This window comes from Neptuniibacter sp. 2_MG-2023, assembly GCF_030547495.1.
Classification (GTDB): Bacteria; Pseudomonadota; Gammaproteobacteria; order Pseudomonadales; family Balneatricaceae; genus Neptuniibacter.
This window is the reverse complement of sequence record NZ_JAUOQC010000004.1, coordinates 94,646-115,233: the sequence shown is the minus strand read 5'-3', so window position 1 is coordinate 115,233 and position 20,588 is coordinate 94,646. Positions and strand designations below refer to the sequence as shown.

Annotated in this window: 20 protein-coding genes and 1 tRNA gene; 9 read left to right on the top strand and 12 right to left on the bottom strand. The window is 42.9% G+C overall.

What is annotated here, in order from left to right:
* Positions 1-23 precede the first annotated feature (23 nt).
* The gene (locus Q4486_RS05605) at positions 24-458 is read left to right on the top strand and encodes a MarR family winged helix-turn-helix transcriptional regulator (protein WP_303518670.1); all 435 of its coding nucleotides are present in this window, start codon (positions 24-26) and stop codon (positions 456-458) included.
* Between the two features lie 289 nt (positions 459-747).
* Positions 748-1,047 carry a hypothetical protein gene (locus Q4486_RS05600; protein ID WP_303416683.1) on the top strand — a complete coding sequence of 100 codons (300 nt, stop codon included), beginning with the start codon at positions 748-750 and terminating at the stop codon, positions 1,045-1,047.
* A gap of 34 nt (positions 1,048-1,081) precedes the next feature.
* Here the strand turns inward: Q4486_RS05600 and Q4486_RS05595 are convergent, their stop codons facing one another.
* Both Q4486_RS05595 and Q4486_RS05590 read right to left on the bottom strand, forming a co-directional pair.
* Positions 1,082-1,456 carry a hypothetical protein gene (locus Q4486_RS05595; RefSeq protein ID WP_303518668.1) on the bottom strand — a complete coding sequence of 125 codons (375 nt, stop codon included), beginning with the start codon at positions 1,454-1,456 and terminating at the stop codon, positions 1,082-1,084.
* 498 nt (positions 1,457-1,954) lie between these two features.
* Positions 1,955-2,194, bottom strand: a complete 240-nt coding sequence (locus Q4486_RS05590; RefSeq protein ID WP_303518667.1) for a hypothetical protein — start codon at positions 2,192-2,194, stop codon at positions 1,955-1,957.
* 328 nt (positions 2,195-2,522) lie between these two features.
* Between Q4486_RS05590 and Q4486_RS05585 the strand changes: the two genes are divergently transcribed.
* Positions 2,523-3,359: a 23S rRNA (adenine(2030)-N(6))-methyltransferase RlmJ gene (locus Q4486_RS05585; protein ID WP_303416679.1), complete on the top strand. Its 837-nt coding sequence runs from the start codon at positions 2,523-2,525 to the stop codon at positions 3,357-3,359.
* A 39-nt stretch (positions 3,360-3,398) separates the two neighbouring features.
* Positions 3,399-3,962 carry a hypothetical protein gene (locus Q4486_RS05580; RefSeq protein ID WP_303518665.1) on the top strand — a complete coding sequence of 188 codons (564 nt, stop codon included), beginning with the start codon at positions 3,399-3,401 and terminating at the stop codon, positions 3,960-3,962.
* Positions 3,963-4,033: 71 nt separating this feature from the next.
* On the opposite strand, the gene Q4486_RS05575 is transcribed toward Q4486_RS05580, so the two are convergent.
* From Q4486_RS05575 to Q4486_RS05565, 3 genes are all read right to left on the bottom strand, one after another.
* Positions 4,034-6,079, bottom strand: coding sequence for a methyl-accepting chemotaxis protein (locus Q4486_RS05575; RefSeq protein ID WP_303518664.1), 2,046 nt, complete (start codon positions 6,077-6,079; stop codon positions 4,034-4,036).
* Positions 6,080-6,494: 415 nt separating this feature from the next.
* On the bottom strand, positions 6,495-6,719 hold the full coding sequence (locus tag Q4486_RS05570) for a hypothetical protein (protein WP_067985494.1): 225 nt from the start codon (positions 6,717-6,719) through the stop codon (positions 6,495-6,497).
* Positions 6,720-6,733: 14 nt separating this feature from the next.
* Positions 6,734-7,882 carry a Na/Pi symporter gene (locus Q4486_RS05565; protein ID WP_303416676.1) on the bottom strand — a complete coding sequence of 383 codons (1,149 nt, stop codon included), beginning with the start codon at positions 7,880-7,882 and terminating at the stop codon, positions 6,734-6,736.
* Positions 7,883-8,429: 547 nt separating this feature from the next.
* Between Q4486_RS05565 and Q4486_RS05560 the strand changes: the two genes are divergently transcribed.
* Positions 8,430-10,034, top strand: coding sequence for an ABC-F family ATPase (locus tag Q4486_RS05560; protein WP_303416675.1), 1,605 nt, complete (start codon positions 8,430-8,432; stop codon positions 10,032-10,034).
* A gap of 189 nt (positions 10,035-10,223) precedes the next feature.
* Here the strand turns inward: Q4486_RS05560 and Q4486_RS05555 are convergent, their stop codons facing one another.
* The 3 genes from Q4486_RS05555 to Q4486_RS05545 all read right to left on the bottom strand — a co-directional run bounded on the left by Q4486_RS05555 (position 10,224) and on the right by Q4486_RS05545 (position 13,351).
* Complete coding sequence (locus Q4486_RS05555) at positions 10,224-10,571, bottom strand: hypothetical protein (protein WP_303416674.1); 348 nt, start codon at positions 10,569-10,571, stop codon at positions 10,224-10,226.
* 260 nt (positions 10,572-10,831) lie between these two features.
* Positions 10,832-12,262: a magnesium transporter gene (gene mgtE / locus Q4486_RS05550; protein ID WP_303518662.1), complete on the bottom strand. Its 1,431-nt coding sequence runs from the start codon at positions 12,260-12,262 to the stop codon at positions 10,832-10,834.
* A 156-nt stretch (positions 12,263-12,418) separates the two neighbouring features.
* Complete coding sequence (locus tag Q4486_RS05545; RefSeq protein ID WP_303518661.1) at positions 12,419-13,351, bottom strand: DUF808 domain-containing protein; 933 nt, start codon at positions 13,349-13,351, stop codon at positions 12,419-12,421.
* 154 nt (positions 13,352-13,505) lie between these two features.
* Here Q4486_RS05545 and Q4486_RS05540 point away from each other — a divergent pair, with 154 nt between their 5' ends.
* A complete protein-coding gene (locus tag Q4486_RS05540) occupies positions 13,506-13,844 on the top strand; it encodes a DUF2956 domain-containing protein (RefSeq protein WP_303518659.1) in 339 nt (112 codons plus the stop codon).
* Between the two features lie 8 nt (positions 13,845-13,852).
* On the opposite strand, the gene Q4486_RS05535 is transcribed toward Q4486_RS05540, so the two are convergent.
* The 3 genes from Q4486_RS05535 to dusA form a co-directional block, all read right to left on the bottom strand.
* Entirely contained in the window at positions 13,853-15,571 is a 1,719-nt protein-coding gene (locus Q4486_RS05535) for an HAD family hydrolase (RefSeq protein ID WP_303518657.1), read from the bottom strand.
* 364 nt (positions 15,572-15,935) lie between these two features.
* Entirely contained in the window at positions 15,936-16,886 is a 951-nt protein-coding gene (gene tal / locus Q4486_RS05530) for a transaldolase (RefSeq protein ID WP_303518656.1), read from the bottom strand.
* 20 nt (positions 16,887-16,906) lie between these two features.
* Positions 16,907-17,890 (bottom strand): tRNA dihydrouridine(20/20a) synthase DusA, encoded by a 984-nt coding sequence (gene dusA, locus Q4486_RS05525; RefSeq protein WP_303416668.1) that lies wholly within the window; start codon positions 17,888-17,890, stop codon positions 16,907-16,909.
* Positions 17,891-18,073: 183 nt separating this feature from the next.
* On the opposite strand from dusA, the gene Q4486_RS05520 reads away from it, so the two are divergent.
* From Q4486_RS05520 to Q4486_RS05510, 3 genes are all read left to right on the top strand, one after another.
* Positions 18,074-18,463 carry a diacylglycerol kinase gene (locus tag Q4486_RS05520; RefSeq protein ID WP_067866797.1) on the top strand — a complete coding sequence of 130 codons (390 nt, stop codon included), beginning with the start codon at positions 18,074-18,076 and terminating at the stop codon, positions 18,461-18,463.
* A 132-nt stretch (positions 18,464-18,595) separates the two neighbouring features.
* Positions 18,596-20,098, top strand: coding sequence for a glutamate--tRNA ligase (gltX, locus tag Q4486_RS05515; protein WP_303518655.1), 1,503 nt, complete (start codon positions 18,596-18,598; stop codon positions 20,096-20,098).
* Between the two features lie 196 nt (positions 20,099-20,294).
* Positions 20,295-20,370: transfer RNA gene (locus tag Q4486_RS05510), tRNA-Ala, on the top strand.
* A gap of 22 nt (positions 20,371-20,392) precedes the next feature.
* Here the strand turns inward: Q4486_RS05510 and Q4486_RS05505 are convergent.
* Positions 20,393-20,557 carry a hypothetical protein gene (locus tag Q4486_RS05505; RefSeq protein WP_303518654.1) on the bottom strand — a complete coding sequence of 55 codons (165 nt, stop codon included), beginning with the start codon at positions 20,555-20,557 and terminating at the stop codon, positions 20,393-20,395.
* Between the last annotated feature and the right edge of the window lie 31 nt (positions 20,558-20,588).

Genomic DNA, 20,588 nt, shown 5'->3' with positions numbered 1-20,588 from the left:
CTATATTTAAAAGAGTAGTCGAGATGTCTAATCAAAAATCATTAGAGAACTTATTTCGCTTAGTCCATGGATTAAAGCGCCAAATGTATAAAAAAACAGAGCAACTAAGTTTAGATATCACGCCTATGCATATTCGAGTGCTGAAGATTGTTGATAGGAAAAAACCGTGCACAGCGGTGGATATAGTGGATATTCTTGGACGCGATAAAGGGCAGGTGACACGATTAATTAACACTCTGATTGATAAAGGTTTAATCGAAAGAGAACCCAACCCTAATGATAAGCGAAGCCATTATCTAAGTATCACTAATGCGGGTATTGCTGTAGTTGAGGAGGTGATGAAAATTGATGCTGATACGGTCAATAAGATGACAAAAAACCTAAAGCGAGAAGAACTAGCGGAATTTGAGCGTATTTCTGAGTTAATGGCAAATAACCTTTATGAGGAGAATAATTAATCCAGTGAGATTGGACCCTGTGTAAGACAAATATTCACCATAGCCCTTCGTTCACGGGGTGAACTCCTACAGGAATCGGTAGTGTAGGAGGTCAGCCTTTGGCCTATTGTGTAGATAAGTTGAGTGTTGTCGGGCGTATATCTTACCGCTTTATGTCCTCCGTTTAGCTTCCTTAATTATTTTTCTATTCGAATAAGTAAAATGACTTTCTTTGTTGTCAAATGGAAACAACTTACCACGCTCGTTATTCTGTACGCGTGTAATGAGCAATGCTAATAGGAGCTATATTGTGAAATGGATCATTATAATACTCGCTGTCACTTTGTCGCTGAATGTAAATGCTTCCCGCTTTAAAGGGAAAGATGGTAATTACATTGTACGGGGCGATACGGCGACAAAATTATTTCTTGCAGCAGGTGAACCACTTCGGAAAAGAAGCGAGAGGGTTTGCTTAGATAAAAAGCGAGATTATTGTAAACGCTGGGGTCGTACAGAGTACTGGTACTATCAAGATCGCGAGGAGAGTAGTGTGATCTGGACCATTAAAATTGTCGATGACAAAGTCGTTGAATTTAGCTGGAGCCGTTGAAGGATTATAGGGTTAGAAGGTTTAGCTTCGAGCTTTATGCGCTCAGGGCAAGGTATAGTCGGTAAGCAAAATAACTAGCGCCAGCTAAAACGATGACGGTCATAATATGGTTATTGAAGCGACTGAAAGAGTTGCGGCGCTCTTGTTTAGTTTGTTCGATAAATTGTCTGTATTCAGCAATGTTTATAGGTTTAATCGGTGTATAAGTTTCATCTTCTAAGGCTTTAAATGCACATTGACCTTGAGAATCAATCTCTGCCCATATCGTGTAGCTGTCAGCAAAAGGGGGCATTCCAGATGTTGGCCCTGTATTCTCGCTGCCGATAAAGATCGGTATACCTAAGCCTTCTAGTCGGTATTTAATGGAGATAGCTTCATTTTTGTCGGCAATTTTTGCGATTAATTTCATAATAATAAACTGAAATACGGGCTGTATTTGTCCTTGTTTAATTGGGCCTATTGATCAATTTTGCTCAGGTTAATGACTTTGCTAAACAGATGTTTTTTGGGGTAATTAATTGTGAGCTCAAAGCTATCAACCGTATTAAATATTAATTTATAGTGATTGTCTGATAGTTCTATAACGTCTTGTAAATGGTAGCTATTGTAGGCTGCGTTAAAGCTATAGTGAGCAACCCTTTTATGTTGTTTATTGAGCACTATAATTTCACAACCTTCCTCAAAAGGGCAATCCCAACTTAAAAATAGGAGAAAGTATTGGGTAAATTCAAACTGTTTATCAATAATATAGCCGGGGACTTTTATACCTAGTGCTCGACCCTTGTAATATAGCAACGATTTTAAAGGGCGGTTTTCGTATTTACCTTCATGTTTTTGTAATGAAAATTTATCGATAAAGTTCACAAATATCCCTATTTGTTGATAACGCTAAGGTTTAGCTGTTGGCTTAGGCAAGATGCTTAATGAACGTTTTTATCCGATCCGTTTCAGCATCGGTTGTGTTGTCTGGTAGTGGTTCATTCGCTCTGTTATACCAGTATTGAGCATTTGAAATATCACCTTCAATTCTATGTAGTAGGCCGTGTATAAGGTAGTAATATTTATTATTACCATCTTGCACTAAGTTGTGAGCTTGATCCCATTCATCCTGCTCTATAAGGTCGATTGCACGCTGTAATTTATCCATTATTGAGCTTCATCTAATTGATAGATCCACTACTTTACCATTTAGATATAGGAAGGTCTGTGCCTAAGCTATATGAGAAGCTGATCTATAATCTATCGTCTTTCTATAGATTAAAGTGCAGTGGGCTGTAGCAATTGCTTCTGGAGCGCAGGCCGTTAAAAGGGTTTCTTGCAACGGTTGTAGGAACAGCGCATAAGGGTTCAGTGTGTACTTTAACGGCTTAATGTTTTTATATTGCGATAAACCGTTTTGTGTTTCTCTATTTCCAAGTAAAATAGCGCTATTCAGCAGTGACTCTTCTCTGCTTATCATCTAAAGAGATATCCCTTTGCTAAGTTATAGACACTCCTTTCATGCAGGTAACTTTGCCGACATTCTCAAGCATATTGTTGCGGTTGAGGTGTTAGAACATCTGACTAAAAAAGATAAACCCTTTGAATATATTGATACCCATTCTGGGGCAGGGCTTTTCAACTTTAAGTCGGCACATGCCCGTAAATTAGAGGAGCATGTGAATGGTATCGGTAAGCTGAAGGAAGCCGATTATCCAGAACTTGCGAGCTATTTTAAGGTGATTAAATCTTATAACGAAGCGGGAAAGAGTAATCTTTATCCAGGTTCGCCCTTGTTAGCGAAATACTTTTTACGACCACAAGATCGTGCTTGGCTGTTTGAGTTACATCCAGAAGATTTCCAATATCTCTGTCTGAATACCAGTCGACAGCGGAAGATTAAAGTGACCTGTAGTGACGGCTTAAAAGGGATGGATGCGCTTATGCCTCCGGCAAGTCGTCGAGGCTTTATTTTAATTGATCCATCTTATGAGGTTAAAACTGAATATGATGAGGTGGTTAAAGCCATAGTAAAGGCACATAAAAAGTTTGCTACAGGAACTTATGCTCTCTGGTATCCGGTGGTCGATCGGGCAACGATTAATAAGATGAAGAACAAGTTTATCCGCAGTGGGATTAAAAATATCCAGTGCTTTGAGCTAGGTGTTTCACCTGATTCGGATGAGCATGGCATGACCTCATCGGGCATGATTGTAGTGAATCCACCTTGGGGACTCTTTGATAAAATGACCAAGTTACTACCGAAGTTAGCGCGGACTTTAGGTGAAACTGATGAGCCCATTTTCCAGTGTGATCAGTTAGTCGAAGAGTAGCTTGAGCAAGCTCGATCTTATCAATATAAGGAAACGGTTTTGTCTGTATCAGATGCCTGCTCTAGAACTGATCCTGCGCTGAAAAGTCAGTTTGATGCGTTGACCTCAGAGTTACAAGCTCACCTTGATCATGGGGCTAAGCTAATTGATTGTCCCCAGTGTGGCTATCATGCGGCGGTCGAAGAACAAGGCTTTGCGCCCATCTATTTTAGTCACTGTCTGTTGTGTCGAACACGGGTACGTTTTGTACGTATGCTTTGTCAGTGTGGCACTGTAAGTGCCTATGATGGAGCTAAGTATCAGCATTGCCTTAGTTGTTCACATCCTTTCACATATACTGAGGTAGTTAAGCAGAATGAGCCGAAAGTGTGTGGAGAGGAGCCCGCTGATCATTATGAAGGCGCACAGGCTTTATGCCATATCTGTTGTAAAAGCCATGGCACGGTGTTTGAATTTGATGAACAGTGGTTATGTTTAGGCTGTTTAGAGGAGCATCGCCCCCCCGGTCGCTGTGAAACATGTGAAACGGTACAGACCGGTGATCTTGAAGATAGCTTTGAGAAAGGCTGTATGCTGTGTGCTGGCCGTATAACTTGGGATTAAAACTTTATACCGATAGAGTTAATGGCAACCTACACACCTATGGAGTGTAGGTTGCTGATTTCGGTTATTGATTAGGTTTTAAACAGGTTCACTACACGTTGTAGTTCTTTACCCGCATTATCTAATTCGTAGATCGCATTGGCCATCTGTTGACTTGACTGAGCGGTTTCCATCGCGATGTTACTAATATTTTCAACATTGCGACTGATATCTTCACTCACGGCAGTTTGCTCTTCAGCGGCCGATGCGATCTGCATACTCGAATCTGAAATATTGGTAACTGAGGCGGTAATAGCGGTCAGTGCTTCCCCAGCTTGAGAGGTCATATCAACACTGCACTTAACTTTATCGTTGCTTAGCTCCATTCGCTCTACAGCATTACGAGTGTTGCCTTGTAGACGCTCGATCATCTCTCTGATTTCGGTAGTGGAGTTGGCTGTTTGCTGGGCAAGGTTACGCACTTCATCAGCAACAACCGAGAAACCACGTCCAGCATCACCTGCTCGTGCTGCTTCAATCGCCGCATTTAGGGCCAGTAAATTGGTTTGTTCAGCTATATTCTGAATCACATCCATCACTGTGCCGATTGCGTTACTGTTAGATTCAACTTGCTCAATCATGCCGGTAAGTTCATTCACTTCACTAGAGATGCTTTCGATTGAGCTAACAACCTGTTGTACTAACTGATCACCATTTTTAGCTTCGTTATTGGCTAGCTGTGTTTGTTGAGCAGCAGAGGCTGCATTACTTGCAACCTCTTCGGAGGTTGCTGTCATTTCAGATATAGCGGAGGCGACCATCTCTGTTTCTTGTTGTTGGCGATCTAAATCCCCATTTAAGCGGGTGATACCGCCTGACACTGTATTGAGGTGTGTCGTTATTGTCTGCATAGTGTTGTTTAACTGTTGAGTAACATTACGTAACCCTGCAACGGTGGCTTTGGCGCTGCGGCTGAGTAAGTGGATCTCATTTTGACTGTTTTCGGAACCCATATCTGTACTGATAACAGTGGTTAGATCCCCTTTACCAATCGCCTGCATGTAGTTGCATATTTGAGCGATAGGTTGAAGACGAGTACGTAAGGTAATAAGTAGAAGTAGGGTGATCACAATGGCGCTGATAACCGAGATAACGGTCATTTCTACCAGTAAAATGTCTTTAGCTTGAGTTAACTCGGCGGTATCACTTTGAACAACCACGCCCCAATTCCACTGTGTGTTTTGTGTAAAAGCGATCAGTTGATTTTGTATTGTTCCATCAGGGGCTTTTACTGATAACTGTCGAGTACCACGTGGGTTATTTTTTATGATCTCTAGCAGTTCATTACCATGTTCAGAGATCTCAGATATTTTGTTTACTTTATTGTTCGGATGTAAAACTAGCTCACCAAAGTGTTCGCCTTCTTCTAGATTAACAATGTAAGCGTAACCTTTTTTACCAATACTAAGTTGAGTAATAGATTCTTTAAGGGCATCTAAATGTGAGGTGTAATCTAAACCGACATAAAAAAGGCCCGCTACGTCGCCATTCTCATTTTTAAAGGGGACATACTTGGTCATGTAGTGACGGCCGAAAATATATGCAGGGCCTATATATTCATCGCCGCTAATAAGTTGTTTATATCCAGGGTGAGTCTTATCGAGCATCGTGCCTATAGCGCGTTTTCCATCAGCCGTACGAAGAGAGGTGCTCACTCTCAAAAAGTCATCACCTACACGCATAAATATAGTCGCAGTAGCACCGGTCAGTTCGCTAAATTGGTCCGCTTTGCTGAAATCGTTGCTAATAACCTCTCCATTATTTACCAATAGAGGCACTTCGTATTGACCTACATAGTCTTTAAGAAAGTCATCTGTAGTGATTTCACCGGGGAACATACTGAAAAAAGCTGAGCCAAGTTCAGCGGTTTGTTGGCGCAGAGTTTGATTAAAAAAATCAATATTATGAGATAGGTGGTCCACCTGCTGCTCGACTGATCGCTTAACGGTTTCCATGAAAGCATTATCAACTTCACGGTTTATAAATACGTTTAATGTTGTAAATATAACTACAACGATGACTAACATTATGTAGGTAAGCTGTTTAACTATAGAGGAATCACGGAAAAATGAGGGCATTGTAAAGACAACCTAAAGTGATGAACTTTTATTTTACGATGTAGCGAAACTACTTAACTACATTATGAAAAGCAATATTAAAATCAGTAAAATCATATGCTTGATACTTAAGTTCTGCTTATTTGATCTAAAACAATACATATTGATAAGTTTCTGTAGGTTCGGTCTAGTGAAATTTGCTAATTCGAGATGAGTTATAGTCCTGTGAAGGGAAGGCTTTTTGTGCGGCTGTACCTCGATATTTAAGATAATAAACCTTGGTAGGTTGCACACTAGAAAAATACGCGAAGACTTTAGAAAAATACGCGAGGGCTTAGGTTGGTGGCGGGCTAAGCTTATTATTTTTTAGGGATGTAAAGCAAAAAAAACCAATTCCCATCTCGGAAATTGGTTTTTTATTATTCTCTCTTTGTATTTATTTGTTCTTTTTGGATTCTTCAAGAAGATAAGCAATAAAATTCTTAATGCTATTCAAATTGAACTCCGCACTACTCATGTGGTGCTCTAAATCTTTGATCTCATGCTCTTGTTTGAGATGTTCACGACGAATCACTTCTTGCTTTAACTCTTGCAGTGTTAGCTGTGTTTCATCGATTAATTTGTTTAGTCTCTCAGTGGACAATATTTGTAAATTGCTCATAGGATTCCCCTTAATTAAAGTTGGCTGCTAATGCCCAAACAAAGGGCTGGGGCGACAAAGAACACGCCTAAAATATAACCTAGAGCGGCAAGTTTATTTTCAGCCGCTATTCCACCTAATGCTTCCGCACATTTAACCGGTATATTTCTTAGTAGTGGTAGACCATAAATTAGCACGACACCTAGAATATTATAAACAAGGTGAATAAAGGCGATTTGTAGTGCCGCTTGTGCGTTACCTGTCACAGCGGTGGCTGCAAGTACGGCTGTCACACAAGTACCAATATTTGCGCCCAACGTGAATGGATAAATATCCTTCAATTTGAATGCGCCAGAGCCTGCAAGTGGCACCATTAAGGATGTGGTTGTAGATGATGATTGGACAAAAATAGTGACTAAAGTACCTGATGCAATACCCGATAAAGGTCCGCGACCAATCGCTGTGTGCATAATATCTTTAGCTTTGCCTACCATCAGCTTTTTCAACAACTTACCGACCATGGTAATGGCAATAAAGATGAGACCAATACCAATTAAGATCAACGCAATACCGCCAAGTTGATCGCCGAAAGAATGGGTTACATCTTTAACTGTATTGACGACTGGGGCTGTTGCTGTTTTTACAAAGTTAAAGCTCTTAATCGATGAGTCACCAGAACCGTAAAATAGGCTTGATAACCAACTGCCTATTTTCTCTAAAAGACCAAAGGCGATTTCCAATGGTAAGAAAATCATTACAGACAGTAAATTAAAGAAGTCGTGTACGGTTGCGGCTGAAAAAGCGCGCTTGAATTCTTCTTTCGCACGGACGTGACCAAGGGAGACGATCGTGTTCGTGATAGATGTACCTACGTTGGCCCCCATAATCATAGGAACCGCAAGCTCTACAGGAAGGCCACCAGCCACAAGCCCCACAATAATTGAGGAGACGGTAGACGATGACTGAATTAATGCTGTGGCTATGATACCAACGACAAGCCCTGCAAAAGGATTGCTAGCGAAAGAAAAGAGTTCACTCGCATGACCGGCCGAGGCCATTTTAAATCCACTACCTATCATGCCAACAGCACAGATCAATAAGTAGACTAAAAAGCTAACCATTATCCATTGTAGATAGTTTTGATACTCGTTTTGCTTGGGAAGTACCGCTTGATTATTTTCCATGTTGGGGTTCTACCTAATAGTTGAGAGGCAAATGGATAGTACCTCTGGAACTTTGCAGAAATATGACTAACGATAAGTTAAGAAGAAAGCTCCCCCCTCAAAAAATAGAGTAGGAAAAGGGGCGCGTTCAAAAGATATGCGTGTTACCTAAAGAGAAGTAAGGCGTGAAAAGCATTTCTTGAGTAGTACGTCTATAAAGGCGCTCTATTGTTAATCTAATGGTTTTTAGTGCAGTACTAGCGACATGTTATTTATGACCTAATTATCTGACTCTATATAAAGTGGATCAAAGGTATAAGTTGCTCAGTGAATTCATCATCTCCGTTTCTTTAACTTAAAACGGAGCAGAGTGATTGTTTTTCACAAATATAAAGCATAAATATTTAATAATAGGGGAGGCCCGCCGGCAATTTTTATACGTATAATTGTGTGTTTCTTGTACGATTTACCTCGACATTTCGGGCATAAATCTTTATAGTGCGCCTCCCATATTTAGGCCTTTTGTAGGGGCCTGTGTTCTTCATATTATCTCTTAGGTACCTCTCTTTTGATTTCTACCGCAAACATCACCATGCAGTTTGGCTCTAAGCCTTTGTTCGAAAACATTTCAGCCAAGTTTGGTAATGGTAACCGTTACGGTCTTATCGGTGCGAATGGCTGTGGTAAGTCAACGTTTATGAAGATCCTCAGTGGGGAGCTGGTACCCACATCCGGTAATGTCTCCATTACACCGGGTTATACCGTTGGCACACTGAGCCAAGATCAGTTCGCTTTTGAAGAGTACAGCGTTATTGATGCCGTTATCATGGGGGATGCTCCTCTATGGAAGGTTAAGCAAGAGCGTGATCGTATCTATTCTTTACCTGAGATGTCTGAAGAAGATGGAATGAAGGTCGCCCACCTTGAAGGTGAGTTTGCTGAAATGGATGGCTATACCGCAGAAAGTCGTGCGGGTGAGATCCTTCTTTCAGCTGGTATTGCAGAAGAGTTGCATTGGGGCCCAATGAGCCAAGTTGCTCCCGGTTGGAAACTACGTGTTCTTTTGGCGCAGGCGTTGTTTGCTAATCCAGATATCCTGTTATTGGATGAGCCGACCAACAACTTGGATATTCATACGATTACCTGGCTTGAAGAGCTATTGAACCAGCGTAAATGTACAATGATTATCATCTCCCATGACCGTCATTTCTTGAATTCAGTTTGTACCCATATGGCTGATATAGATTATGGTGAGTTGCGTATATTCCCAGGTAACTACGAAGACTTTGTTGCAGCATCTACGCTTATTCGTGAACAGCTTCATGCGGACAATGCTAAGAAAGCGGCTGAAATAGACGATCTTCAGCAGTTTGTAAACCGCTTCTCTGCCAATGCATCAAAAGCTAAACAGGCAACATCCCGTGCTAAACGCATGGAAAAAATAAAACTAGATGAAGTTAAACCATCCAGTCGTGTTGCGCCTTATATTACGATGAAACAGCATCAAAAATTGCACCGCCAAGCGTTAGTTATTGAAGATATTTCCCATGGATTTGATGGCGAAGTACTTTTTTCTGGCGGCCATATGATTCTTGAAGCGGGTGCTAAGTTAGCGGTGATCGGTGAGAACGGTGTTGGTAAAACAACCTTATTACGTTGCTTGCTTAACGAACTTAACGTGAATCATGGTGAAATAAAATGGGCAGAAAATGCAGAGATCGGTTACTGCCCACAAGATAGTAGTGATGAATTTGATAATGACCTGACTTTGTTTGAGTGGATGTCGCAATGGCGTACACCAAAACATGATGATCTAGCGGTACGTGGTATGTTGGGGCGTTTGCTCTTCACAGCAGATGATGCCAACAAAAAAGCAAAAGTATGTTCAGGTGGTGAGAAAAACCGTCTATTGTTTGGCAAACTGATGATGTCAGATACAAATGTTTTGATCTTAGATGAGCCAACCAACCATTTAGATATGGAATCTATCGAAGCGTTGAATAATGGTTTAGCGAATTATGATGGTACGATTATATTTGTTAGCCACGACCGTGAATTTGTATCATCACTTGCGACGCGTATTCTTGAGATAAAGGATCATAAAGTGATCGACTTCCAAGGTACCTATGATGAGTACTTAACGGATCAAGAGAAAGCCAGCAAGGTTGCTTAGTTACAACGACTAAGGGCATTGTTGAAGGAGGCCATTAGGTTGGCCACCTTTTAAAATAAAGCTGAACAGCTGTTTGTTGACGATAGTGGGACCGCTTAAATGGGGTTGAGTCTATCTATTCACAGGGTTCAGCTTTTTTTATGTGTGTTTTTCGGCAGAGAGGATATATCTAACACCGCATTATTTGCATTAGTTTATAAATTGATCCCTCACTTCCCTGCATTTATCCGGCGTCATATCTAAGTCAACGGTAGGAAGTCTATCGGTTACGCGCCGACCTTCTGGATTAATACGTCTTGAATAGATGAGTTCCATATCGGGTGAGCTGGATTTATAAGCTCGTCTACGACGGTCTGTTGTAGATTTTCGTCGCTCGGTGTTTTGATATTTTTTAGCTTGGTAGTCAACTAACCATTCACTTGCATGCAGTAAGGTTGGCAGGTTAGGGCTGATTTGGCCGCTATGAGGGCAAGCCCAGTAATAGATGAATTTAAAATCATCTAAATCTTTAATGAGTTTTAAGGATACGCTGGACATAACTTTCTACATTCCTTGTAGAGGAAAGGTTATCAATAACAGCTAAATATTGAGTTAACAGGATAGGCCCAATCATACGGTTAATTAGCGATGGTAAATATAAGAAAAAGTCTTAATTTAACCTTAGCACTGTAGGAGTTTTTTATCGGCTGAGCTGGCCGCTTAGTTGGCGGCGCGTTTTTTGGTGTAGCTGTGTTATTTATTCGTTGGGGGCGTAAAGGTGAGCTCCTAAATAGAACCCCAACCTTTGGCCGAAGGTTTTATAAAATCACAGCGGCGAGCCCTAAGAATATTAAAAAGCCCAATGTATCGGTAGTACCTGTGATGATAACGCTGCTGCCTAAGGCGGGATCTTGTCCAAGACGTTTTAATGCAATGGGGATCGCTACTCCGATAAGGGAGGCAAACAACATAGTGCTTAACATAGCGAGCATCATGACTAAAGAAAGGTAAATATTGCTATAGAGAAGATAGGTAATAAAAGCGGTAATGCAGCCCCATATAAGGCCATTCATAAGGGAGATGGAAAGCTCTTTTCTTAGTAGTTGCAGCGTGTTGCTTGCAGTTAATTGTTTTGTAGCTAAACCGCGTATAACTAACGCAACCACTTGATTTCCTGCATTACCGCCAATATTAGCGGTGATAGGGAGTAGGGCTGCTAGTGCGACGACTTGGGTAATTACAGTTTCAAACTGATCAATAATACGTGAAGCAATAAAGACAATTAAAAGGTTCAGGGCGATCCAAGGCCAGCGGTTTTTTGCGGACTTTGATATAGGATCAAATAGGTTTTCCTCTTTATTCAAACCCGCATTAAGGAGTAGTTTTTTATGGGCCTGTTCCGCTATTAAATCCATTAAGGCGGTGACACGCAGTATACCTACGAGCTTGTTATGGGCGTTAACAACCGGTGCGACAATTAACTCGTAGCGCTCAAAGCTGCGAGCAGCCTCTTCGGCAGAACTATTAGTGTGAAACGTAATGGGCTTATCGTCGAGAACATCGGCTATAGGTAAGTCGCCACTATGGGTTAATAGATCCTCTAATGCGAGGGTTCCTTTTAGATGCCCATAATCATCAATGACCATGATCTGACCCGAGTTATCAGGCAGAGATCCTTGGCGTCGAAAAAACCTTAGTACGACATCGAGTGATATATCATCACGGACAACGGGCATATCAAACTCCATCCAAGCGCCAACGCACTCTTCAGGAAAACTCATAGCGGAACGGACGCGGTCACGCTCTTCGCTTGATAGGGAGAAGAGTAAATCAGGGGCCACATCTTTTGGCAGATCTTGTACTAAATCGGCGATCTCATCACTTTCAAGGTGCTGGGCAGCGGCGGTTAGAATCTGAGTGTCAGAGTGGTTAATGAGCTCATGTTTTACTGAATCAGACAGCTCAAGTAATACAGCACCTGCTTTCTCTTCATCAATTAAATGCCAGATCAAAGGGCGCTGTTCTGGTGGAATAGATTCAAGGAGTAGAGCGGTATCTGCAGGGTGTAACCGATTAATGAGCTGGCCAAGTTCGGTTAAATGCTGTCTGTGGGTTAATGATTCCACGAGCGAATGTTTAGGCTGTTTGTTCTGGCTATGCAACCAAGCTTCAATTACCTCTTTTCGATTGATAAGTAACTGAATACGCTGGATCGATTGTGATAAATGTTGAGAGTGAGAGTCGGACAAGGTCTTGCTCCAGCTATAGATATTTAAGCATTATATTTGCACATTGTTACAGGCGATACGCGGTTTGCTTTAAAGGGGATAGCTACATAAGTATTTAAAGGAGGAGGTAGCTATCCTTAATCATAGGGTCAATAAACAGCCGTTTTATGATTAGTATTATTCTGCTGTTGTTAGTTTACTAGGGATAATTGCTTTAATGGCCTGAACAAGGATAAGAACAAGTGCACCAGCAATAACACCACTTAATGCCTCTAATAGCGTGGAGACAATGACCATTAATATAGTGCCGGAACCGTCTGTTACCTGCTCAATAAAATGATGCAAGAAAGGTAAACCATGAACAAGTATTCCACCACCCACCATAAACATGGCGATCGTGCCGATAATTGAAAGCGCTTTCATCAGTTTTGGCGCAGCGGATAAGATTCCTCGACCTAAGGCTTTCTGAAAACGGCCGCTATCAGGGTTACGAATTAAATAGAGCCCCATATCATCTAACCTAACAATGCCCGCCACTATGCCATATACACCTACGGTAATAATAAAAGAAAGACCAATTAATACGGAGAGTTGGGTGAGTAGTGCAGCGCCCGCCACTGTGCCTAAAGTAATAACGATTATCTCTGCGGATAAGATAAAATCAGTTCTAATAGCGCCTTTTATTTTCTGTTTCTCAAATTCAACAATGTCTACATCTGTATTTTCAATCGCCGATTTAAGTTCTTTATGATGGGCTTCTTTTGATTCTTTCGAGTGGAATAGGGCGTGGAATACTTTCTCAAATCCTTCAAAGCATAAAAACAGTCCGCCAAGCATTAATAGGGGCGTAATAAGCCATGGAATAAAGTAACTAATGGCTAGAGCAGCAGGCACAAGAATCATTTTATTCAGCAAAGAGCCTTTAGCAACCGCCCAGATAACGGGTAGCTCCCTATCAGCTTTAACACCGGAGACTTGCTCAGCATTTAAAGCTAAATCATCACCTAATACGCCTGCGGTTTTTCGTGCGGCGACTTTTGTCATACTCGCTACGTCATCCAGCAGGGTTGCAATATCATCAATTAGCGCGAAAAAGCTGGAGCCAGCCATGTTATATATCCTTAAGTAAGCTGTTGATTTAGGAGCGAGTAGTATAACGAGTTTATATGAATATGCTCTGACTCGTCGTTGATCAGATTTAGAATCGAGCCTGTTATTCAATCTTACTTACAGTGATAATAGATGCCAAATCTTAGGAGCATGTATGGCGAAGAAATTAAAGGTATCGGATGAAGTGGTTGCTGAAGCGATGCAGGTGGCGAAGGCGACACAAAAGCCAGGCCAGACAAAAGAGCAAACCAAGTTGATTGCCCAAGGTATTCAAAAAGGGATTGAGGAGTATAAAAAACGCAATAAGGAAAAAGCGCGCGCTTTAGATAAACAGAAACGTAAGTTGAATGAAAAAGCGAGCAGCCTGACTGCGCAGCAAACGGACGACAGCGCCCTGACACCAGACGTTATCTATCAGCAAAGCAAACTCCCTTGGGCGCTTTTACTCCTGAGTTGGGTGGCGTTTATTGCGTATATTTATCTGGTGGCATAGCCAACGACTCATTCGTTTCTTGGTCTGTTTTTTCGACATGAGAGCACTAAAGCCCAAAATTCAGAGAAGTCATTTACAACGACATCAGGTTTATAAGGGTAGCGTTCAGTACCGGGGAAAATCTTGTTTAACCAAGGTAGATCCCATTGGGCACCGTTAAAAAATACACTAGTAATCCCCGCTGATTTGGCGGCAATCACGTCAGTAGTGCTGTCGCCTACATACCAAATGTCGGCGCCGAGGGGGATATTTAAGTTCTCGGCTGCTTTTAGTATTTGGTCTGTGTGGGGTTTACGCTCAACCGTATCATCGCCACAGATCTCGGTATCAAATAGATGGGCCCAACCGCCATCGACGGTGTTGAGTTCATGGACAAAAAATTCACGATCTCTATTGGTGATAACACCAACAATAAGGCCTAATTTACGCAACCCTTCAAGCATGTTTTTTACTTTCGCTTCAAAGGGAAGGGCGGTTCCATAGTATTTACGGTAATGCTCTGTGAAGCCCTTGTGAGCTAAGGTTTTTGCCACATGGTTATCAGCAAAGAGAATCTCAAAAATATCAGTACGGGATATTTTACGGTCGATCTTTATTTTCGGGTGAAGGCTTAAATTATCACGGACATATTCGACGAGGCGTTGATCATCAGGGGATTTGCACTTAGCGGTATCAACTAGGTGCTCTAATAACCCCAGCTCTTTTAACTCTTTCAACATATCATCTACGGCGTGATACATCGCATCTAAGGTATCCACCAGTGTGGCATGCCAATCAAAGAGGATCACTTTAGGGTAGGTCAGTTTTGCAACCGCAGGGTGCCAGTCAGGTTCTTTGTGTTCCGCTTTAGGTTGGCGGGGCGGTAATCGAGCAGGGCGTTCAGAAAGTAGCGTTGGAGATAGCTCGGTTTTCTTACTAGCTAACACTAGATCGAGTAGTTCATCAAAGTCATCAATAATAATATCGGGATCGTAGCGATGGTGGGCGTGCTCGGCAAAAACCTGCTCAAACCAATGGGGTGCCCAGAGTGCGCCGTTATAGAAAACACGAGTGACGCCGGCTTTAGTCGCGGTCATCATATCGGTGACGCTATCCCCTACATACCATAAGTGCTCATCAGCCTTTAAATTTAGCTGTTTTGCGGCTTGTAGCATAGCGTCCGGCGCAGGCTTGTAACGCTGCATCTCATCGCCGCATAAGGTTACATCGAAGAGATCTTTCCATCGACCACCCTCAACTAGGGCTAATTCAGGGTCGAGAAATTCACGACTACGGTTGGTAACGACCCCAATTTTAATCCCAAGTTTTTTAAGATAGATGAGATATTCGTACATTCCATCTTGGAACGGTTTTACGCTGCCATAGTGATGACGGTAGCAATCGTTATAGGCTTTGTGAGCGATCTGGTTGGCTTCATCATTATCACCAAATATGGCATCGAAAACGTCTGTTCTAGAGATGCGCTGTTCAGCTAATACACGGGGATGAAGGTGGCGATAGATACGTATATAACGGATCAGCTTTTCATCATCTTCTGTTTTGGCATCTTCTTCAGGTAGGAGGTGACGTACTAAGTCCAATTCATCAAGTTGAGCTAGCATCTCTTCAATGGCTTGATACATCGCTTGGTGGGTATCAACCAGCGTACCATGCCAGTCGAATAACATCAGTTTAGGGCAGGGGAGTAGAACGCTGTTTTCAATACGCGCCTGTGTTGTATTAGGCATACCGGATCTCCTTATACGTCATGAACTATGTAGAGAACAGTCATGAACCATGTAGAGAATAGTCATGAACTATGTAGAGAAAAGTCATGAACCATATGAATATCAGTATAGACAGGAACTAGAGTATTTTTTCTTAACCCTTCGGCCAAAGGTTGGCCTCCTACATGCAAGGCCTTTTCTGTAGGAGCTCACCTTTATGCTCGGAACGAGTGCCAGAGCGAATATGCCAGAGCCGATAAATATGAAAAACGCCCATGAAAAACAGCAGGGAAAATAAAACGCTATAAAAAAGGCTAACCTTCAGAAAAGGTTAGCCTCTTAATGCTCACCGCCGGTTAGAGGCGATGGGGATAGTGCGTAGTGTTTAGATCTTTGCCAGCAGTTGTTCTAGCTTAACTTGGTCGGCGGCAAAGCTGCGAATACCTTGGGCTAGCTTCTCTGTGGCCATTGGATCTTCATTCATCATCCAACGGAACTCAGCTTCGCTTAGGGATAACTTACCCTGCTCAGACCTTGCATTTGCGGCTGAGAGTTTAGTGGGCAGTGCTGCATTGTTATCTTCTAGCTCTTGCATTAGCGCTGGAGCAATCGTTAAACGGTCACAACCTGCTAGCTCTTGGATCTCACCAATATTACGGAAGCTCGCGCCCATCACAATAGTGTTGTAGCCATTGGCTTTGTAGTAGTTGTAGATATTGGTAACGGATAGAACGCCGGGGTCATTTGCACCGCTAAAATCACCCTCTTCATTGGCTTTATACCAATCAAGAATACGGCCGACAAAAGGGGAGATAAGGAAAACACCCGCATCCGCACAGGCCGCAGCTTGGGCAAAACTAAACAACAAGGTTAAGTTACAGTTGATACCTTCCTGCTCTAGCTGACGCGCCGCTTGGATACCTTCCCAAGTTGAGGCGATCTTAATCAGAATGCGCTCTTTACCTATGCCAGCTTCAGCGTAAAGGCTGATCAGTTTACGTGCACGCTCAAGGGTTGCTTCGGTATTAAAAGACAAACGTGCATCAACTTCGGTAGAGATACGGCCGGGAATGATATTAAGAATCTCACGACCAATTTCAACCGCTAAGCGGTCAGTCATGTTGTCCAGTTGTTCCTGCTCAGAACCGCCTTTACCTGTTGCCCATTCCTTAGCGGTAACAAGGAGTGATTGATACTGCGGCAACTCGGCTGCTTTTAGCATAAGAGAGGGGTTAGTCGTTGCGTCCACTGGCGTAAAACGAGCAATGGCTTCAATATCGCCCGTATCGGCTACGACGGTCGTGATCTGTTTAAGCTGTTCTAACTGCGTTGTCATAATATCTAATAATCCGTTTTCTAATCGGGTACACGTTCCAGTGCTGCTAAGAGTACCTCAATTGAGGCTCCAGGTTTATGGGCATTTTCGCTAATAAAGCGTCGGAACTGTTTACCGCCCCGTTGAGCATGAAAAAGCCCCAACATGTGGCGCACTATATGGTTTAAGCTGACACCTTGTTCTAATTGGCCCTCAATATAAGGGATCATAGCTAACGCAGCTTCTTTGCGGCCAATGATTGGCGCAGTGCTGCCATAAAAAGCTTGATCGACCTCTGCTAATAAATAGGGGTTTTGGTACGCTTCGCGCCCTAACATTACACCATCAACATGTTGCAGATGTGTGTGACATTGTTCAATGGTTTTAATCCCACCGTTAATATGGACTTCAAGCTCTGGACATTCTTGTTTAATGCGATAGACCCAGTCGTATTTTAACGGTGGCACATCGCGGTTCTCTTTTGGGCTCAGTCCCTGCAAAATCGCTTTTCGAGCGTGGATAATAAAGACTTTACAGCCTGATTGACGGACAACGTCAACAAACTCTTTTAGCTCATCATAGCTGTCCATATCATCAATCCCTAAACGATGCTTGATCGTAACAGGAATATCGACAGCCGCTTGCATCTGTTCAAGACAATCAGATACCCGTTGTGGGTGCTCCATTAGGCAGGCACCGATCATATTGTTTTGCACACGATCACTTGGGCAGCCAACATTAAGGTTCACTTCATTGTAACCATAATCTTCAGCCATCTTGCTACACTGCGCCAGTTCTGCGGCATTACTGCCACCGAGCTGAAGTGCGACCGGTTGTTCCTCTTTGTTGTAACGAAGAAAACGGTCGGCTTCTGCGTGAATAAGTGCGCCGGTAGTCACCATCTCTGTATAGAGGACCGCTTCTTTACTGAGTAAACGATGGAAATAACGACAGTGTTTATCTGTCCAATCCATCATGGGTGCAACCGTGAAACGACGGTTTAGCGTATCTTTAGCTATGGTCATTAATGTGTAGGGCTTATCGTATTAAGTGGGTGCATTAAAGGTGATGTTAGATCTCGGACGAGATTATATACTGTCTGATTTTTTTGCGCTGCATAAAGCTTGATAATGGTTGGGTATCTTTAGGGTAAATGTTAGCCTAAGGCCTTAATCGGAGCATCGTCTATTTAAAGGTTTTAAAGCGATATGGCTGAGAAAGAAAACGGGTTTACAACAAAAAACACAGGGTTTAAACGCTTTTATTATGCGTCTATATACTCATGGCAAGGGCTCAAAGCCGCGTACGCACAAGAGCCGGCTTTTCGTTATGAAACTTGGGCAAGCGCTGTTTTAATCCCTTTATCTTTTGTAGTTGCAGAGACGCCAATACAGTTAGCAGCCTTAATTTGTACCTGCTTGTTGGTACTGGCATTTGAGCTAGTCAATACTGCTATTGAGGCAGTTGTTGATCGTGCGGGAACAGAGTTTCATGCCTTGGCCGGCTTAGCAAAAGATTTAGGGTCTGCTGTTGTGATGGTTGCACTCGGGATGGGGGCGTTGATCTGGTGGGCCATTCTATGGACTAATTATTCATAGTTTGCCACATATTGAACATTTTTCTTGTCAAGATAGCGTACTGATACATTTCTTAGTGGCTCATAATGGGCCGCTAAGTATATAATTCCCTCCCATAAAATTTCTTTAAATTTATCGACTCCAAGGACACCAATGACGACTGTTCGTACTCGTGTTGCACCTTCTCCAACAGGTGACCCCCATGTAGGCACCGCCTATATTGCGCTGTTTAACTTAGCTTTTGCCCGTCAGCATGGCGGTCAGTTCATCTTGCGTATTGAAGATACCGATCAAACGCGTAGCACGGATGAGTCAGAACAGAAGATTCTTGATTCTCTACGCTGGTTAGGTTTGGAGTGGGATGAAGGTCCCGATGTCGGTGGCCCACACGGTCCCTATCGTCAAAGCGAGCGTAAAGACAGTTATGCAAAATATGCGATGCAGCTGGTTGATGAAGGCAAAGCCTTTCTCTGCTACCGCACCGGTGAGGAGCTAGATGAATTACGTACTGCACGTCGTGCTGCGGGTGGCCATACGGCGCTAAAACAGAGCGACCTTGCACTACCTGAAGAGGAGGTGGCAAAGCGTAAAGCCGCAGGTGCACCTTATGTTGTGCGTATGTGTGTACCTGAAGGCGAAGGTGTGTGTGTTGTTGAGGATATGCTACGTGGCCCGATCGAACTAGAGTGGGGCATGGTCGATGCGCAGATCCTACTTAAATCCGATGGGATGCCAACCTATCATTTAGCGAACGTGGTTGATGATCACCTGATGGAGATCAGCCATGTTATCCGTGGTGAAGAGTGGATCAACTCAGCACCTAAACATCAGCTGCTTTACCAATATTTTGGTTGGGATATGCCTAAGCTTTGTCATATGCCATTGCTGCGTAACCCTGATAAGTCAAAACTATCTAAACGTAAAAACCCAACCAGTATTCTGTATTACCAACGTATGGGTTTTTTGCCAGAAGCCTTGCTGAACTACTTAGCACGTATGGGTTGGTCAATGCCGGATGAAAGCGAGAAATTTACGCGTCAGGCGATGTTTGATAATTTTGATATTCAACGAGTATCTCTAGGCGGCCCAATCTTTGACCAGACCAAACTGAGCTGGTTAAACGGCCTATGGTTACGTGAAGACCTAACGACCGAACAATTTGCTGCCAAATATCAGGAGTGGGCACTCAACCCTGAATACCTGATGCAGATCGTTCCTTTGATTCAACAGCGGGTTGAAACACTGTCCGACGTTGCGCCATTGGCGAGCTTCTTCCTAGCGGGCATGTTAGATATTAGCGAAGGGGATTTTGAACATAAGTCCCTCGAAAAAGACGACATCCGCCGTATGCTGCAATATGCAGTTTGGCTATTAGATACTGAAAGCCAGTGGGATAAAGACCGTCTATTCAGCCAACTAAAACAGTTGGCCGATGCAATGGGCTTTAAGATCCGTGACTTCCTATTCCCGCTATTTATAGCAATTGCAGGTACAAATCAAACCGTATCGGTAATGGACTCTATGGCCATTCTAGGCCCTGATATGACCCGCGCCCGTTTACGCCATGCGGTGAACGTACTGGGTGGCCCCTCTAAGAAAGAAGCCAAGCGTTGGGAAAAAGAGTACCGTGACCTAAGCAGCCAGATCGAAGGCTAAGCAGGTTTTACAGAGATAAAGGCCGGCACCTACAAGCAGCTAGGTTGTAGGCGGCCAGCCTTTACGTCGCACGGCTGTCTGGCCGAAAGCTCTGAATAAAGCCGTCTCAGGTAAGGTATTGAACTAATTGAATTTCACCCCTTCAATTTGCTTGACAGGCTAAACACCCCTCATTACTATAACGCCCACTCAATATGGGGCCTTAGCTCAGCTGGGAGAGCGGTTCGCTGGCAGCGAACAGGTCAGGAGTTCGATCCTCCTAGGCTCCACCATCTTGTTTTAATAATCTACGTCTTAATCCATCCAAGACTGTCCTGAAACCAGCGTCATTGCTGGTTTTTTTGTGTCCAGCGTTTCCTGTTGTTCCTGCTTTAGGTATAGATCTGCGTTTTTAATTAATCTTAATTGCTGCGGTTTTTGAGTTAAACACAGGGCGACATAAGGGTTAATTTCTGCCAAAATCTAGCCCTATTAGGTTCACTATTAGATA